The following is a 3274-nucleotide window of genomic DNA, read 5'->3' on the forward strand; positions in this document are numbered from 1 at the left end:
AGTTTTCAAAGAGCAATTTCAACGTCGCTCAAAAGCGACTTTCTTATCATACCAAGTTATTAACTTGAAGTCAACAACTTTTTTGTTTTTCTTTTTTTAAAACATGTTGTTTCGCAACAACGTTTATTAATATACCACCATTTATCCTTCCATGCAATAGCTTTTTTATACTTTTTATGAACAAAAGGTAAAGTAAAAATATTCGAATTTCTCTTAACAAAAAAAGCACCGGATCCACCGGCACTTTTTTCAAATATATTATCGGTGACGCATTAGTGGGAATAATAGTACGTCACGAATTGAAGGGGAATTCGTTAACAACATTACCAGACGGTCAATTCCGATTCCCAATCCGCCTGTTGGAGGCATACCATACTCTAACGCTTCAACGAAGTCTTCGTCCATCATATGGGCTTCATCATTACCCTGCTCGCGCTCTTTTAGCTGTGCTTCAAAACGCTCTCTTTGATCAATTGGGTCGTTAAGCTCAGTGAAGGCATTTGCATGCTCACGTGCTACGATAAATAACTCAAAGCGATCAGTGAAGCGTGGATCTTCATCATTCTTCTTGGCAAGCGGAGAGATTTCCACTGGGTGGCCAAAAATAAAGGTTGGCTGAATGAGCTTTTCCTCTACCTTTTGCTCAAAGAACTCATTTACAATATGACCATAAAGCATGTTATCATTAATTTCTACTCCGTGCTCCTTGGCATGCGCACGAGCCTCTTCTACGCTCATTTCCTTCCAGAAGTCTACTCCCGTATATTCCTTGATAGCGTCTACCATGTGGAGTCTCTTCCATTCCGGCTTAAGGTCTACTTCGTGGTCGCCATATTGAATCGTGGTTGTTCCTACTACTTCTTGTGCAATATGGGCAATTAAATTTTCAGTTAAGCTCATGATATCACGGTAATCAGCATATGCCTCATACAATTCAATCATTGTGAATTCTGGGTTGTGGCGGGTAGAAACACCCTCGTTCCGAAATACACGGCCAATTTCATACACTTTTTCAAGACCGCCGACAATCAGGCGTTTTAAGTGAAGCTCGATGGCAATCCGCATATATAATTGCATATCCAACGCGTTGTGGTGTGTAATAAACGGACGTGCAGACGCACCACCGGCAATGGAATGCATCATTGGTGTTTCTACCTCTAAATAGCCTTGATCATCTAAATAACGACGCATCGCGCGAATAATTTTACTGCGGGCAATAAAAGTCGCTTTGCTTTCCTGGCTCATAATTAAATCCAAGTAACGCTGACGGTAGCGCTGCTCAACATCTTTTAGACCGTGGAATTTATCTGGAAGCGGACGAAGTGCTTTAGTTAAGAATACGAATTCTTGAACCTTTACAGATAACTCTCCAACTTGAGTTTTAAATAGGGTTCCTGTTACTGCAATGATGTCGCCTAAATCAGCAGAATCAAAGATTTCATACTGTTCTTCGCCGACTGCATCTTTCCTTACGTATACTTGCAATTGGCCGGTTAAGTCTTGAATATGGGCAAATCCTGCTTTTCCTTTTCCACGCTTCGTCATAATACGACCTGCGAGTGAAACAGAAACATTTTTTGCATCAAGTTCTTCTTTTTCCAACTCTCCATATTGTTCAATCAATTCAAGGGTATTGTGAGAACGATCAAAACGCTTGCCAAATGGGTCAAGTCCATTTTCACGCATGCTTTGCATTTTTTCCCGTCTGACCCTTAATTGGTCATTTAATTCTTCCTGACTCATGACTAATTCAACTCCATTACTTCTTTTTTATGTAAAACTAAAAAGAATACTCACCAATTTTTTTACATACTATATTATTTTACACAAACTTGAGTATTCAGACATTAAAAATGTTTTTAGATAGAAGAAAAACTGCCAGTTGTTCTACTGGCAGCTTGCATTCTTAAACAAAAGTATTATAGAAAATGAGACAAAGAAAGTCAAACTCAGCCGACAATCGCCTGGTTTTGGTCCTGCTCCTCAACCTCATGAACTAAACCATTTAACAAGAGGACTAAATCTTCACGGGTATTGCACTCATTGATAGCGTTACGCACTCTTGCGTTTCCGCGCACTCCTTTTAAATACCAGGCAGCATGCTTGCGCATTTCACGAACGGCAATATTTTCATTTTTCAAGGCAATTAATCGGTCTAAATGAAGGATACAAACATCAATCTTTTCCCGGACAGATGGTTCATCCATTAGCTTGCCTGTTTCTAAATATTGCACCGTGCGGTAGATCATCCATGGGTCTCCAAGCGCGGCGCGGCCGATCATAACGCCATCAACACCGGTTTCATCGAGCATTCTCTTGGCATCCTGCGGGGTTTGTACATCACCGTTCCCAATGATTGGGATATTAACTGATTGCTTTACCTCACGAATAATGTCCCAGTTTGCCGTTCCTTCATACATTTGCACACGGGTACGGCCGTGCAGGGCAACTGCCTTGCCGCCCGCTTTTTCAACCATTTGCGCATTTTTAACCGCATAAATATGGTCTTCATCCCAGCCCATCCGCATTTTCACAGTAACAGGCTTTTCAACAGCATCCACAACCGCAGATACCATTTCATAGATTTTATTTGGATCTAAGAGCCACTTTGCACCTGCGTCACATTTTGTAATTTTCGGTACCGGGCAGCCCATATTAATATCGATAATATCGGCATTGGTGTTTTGATCTACGAATCTGGCTGCTTCGACTAGCGTTTCTTTTTCACCGCCAAAAATTTGCAGGCTAAGCGGTTTTTCCCGTTCATCAATATACAGCATATTCATCGTTTTTTCGTTTTTTAAAACGATTCCTTTATCACTGACCATTTCCGCACAAACTAAACCAGCACCAAACTCTTTTACCGTTAAACGGAATGCAGAGTTACATACGCCGGCCATTGGTGCTAAAACGACTTGGTTCTTCATTTCAATATCGCCGATTTTTAACATATAACAACCTCCTATTCCTTTGGAGTTAAATCATCTATGGTAATTTTCAAGGAATGTGCAATCCTTTCGAGTAATTCACCTGCTGGCAGGCGGTTACCTCGTTCAATCTCTCCTAAAATGGACACTGATACACCTAGCTGCCTTGAAAAGCTTTCCTGTGTATATCCTTTTAGCTTTCGATAGGCACGAATTCGTCTTCCCCATTTTTCCGCTTCCATATTCTGACTCCTTCTTTATCTGGTAATTCATTTAACCATGCTTCAAGAGGTTTATCTTTGATAGGTAATCTACTATCATGATTAATTTCTAAAAATGGAATCATA

The 3274-nt window shown here is 40.6% G+C and carries 3 protein-coding genes; all 3 read right to left on the bottom strand.

The genetic code is table 11. From position 1 onward, the window contains the following. Positions 1 to 258: 258 nt before the first annotated feature. The 3 genes from lysS to V7161_RS23640 all read right to left on the bottom strand — a co-directional run bounded on the left by lysS (position 259) and on the right by V7161_RS23640 (position 3169). Positions 259 to 1743 carry a lysine--tRNA ligase gene (lysS, locus tag V7161_RS23630; RefSeq protein WP_335715279.1) on the bottom strand — a complete coding sequence of 495 codons (1485 nt, stop codon included), beginning with the start codon at positions 1741 to 1743 and terminating at the stop codon, positions 259 to 261. Between the two features lie 206 nt (positions 1744 to 1949). Continuing rightward, entirely contained in the window at positions 1950 to 2951 is a 1002-nt protein-coding gene (gene dusB / locus V7161_RS23635) for a tRNA dihydrouridine synthase DusB (RefSeq protein ID WP_335715280.1), read from the bottom strand. 11 nt (positions 2952 to 2962) lie between these two features. After that, the gene (locus tag V7161_RS23640; protein WP_289989690.1) at positions 2963 to 3169 is read right to left on the bottom strand and encodes a helix-turn-helix domain-containing protein; all 207 of its coding nucleotides are present in this window, start codon (positions 3167 to 3169) and stop codon (positions 2963 to 2965) included. Positions 3170 to 3274: the final 105 nt, after the last annotated feature.

Source organism: Neobacillus drentensis (assembly GCF_036965425.1).
In the GTDB taxonomy this organism is placed as follows: domain Bacteria; phylum Bacillota; class Bacilli; order Bacillales; family Cytobacillaceae; genus Neobacillus; species Neobacillus drentensis_F.

Coding starts and splice junctions, on each gene's coding strand:
- V7161_RS23640 (WP_289989690.1), bottom strand. CDS start 3,169: ATGGAAGCGGAAAAATGGGGAAGACGAATTCGTGCCTATCGAAAGCTA.
- lysS (WP_335715279.1), bottom strand. CDS start 1,743: ATGAGTCAGGAAGAATTAAATGACCAATTAAGGGTCAGACGGGAAAAA.
- dusB (WP_335715280.1), bottom strand. CDS start 2,951: ATGTTAAAAATCGGCGATATTGAAATGAAGAACCAAGTCGTTTTAGCA.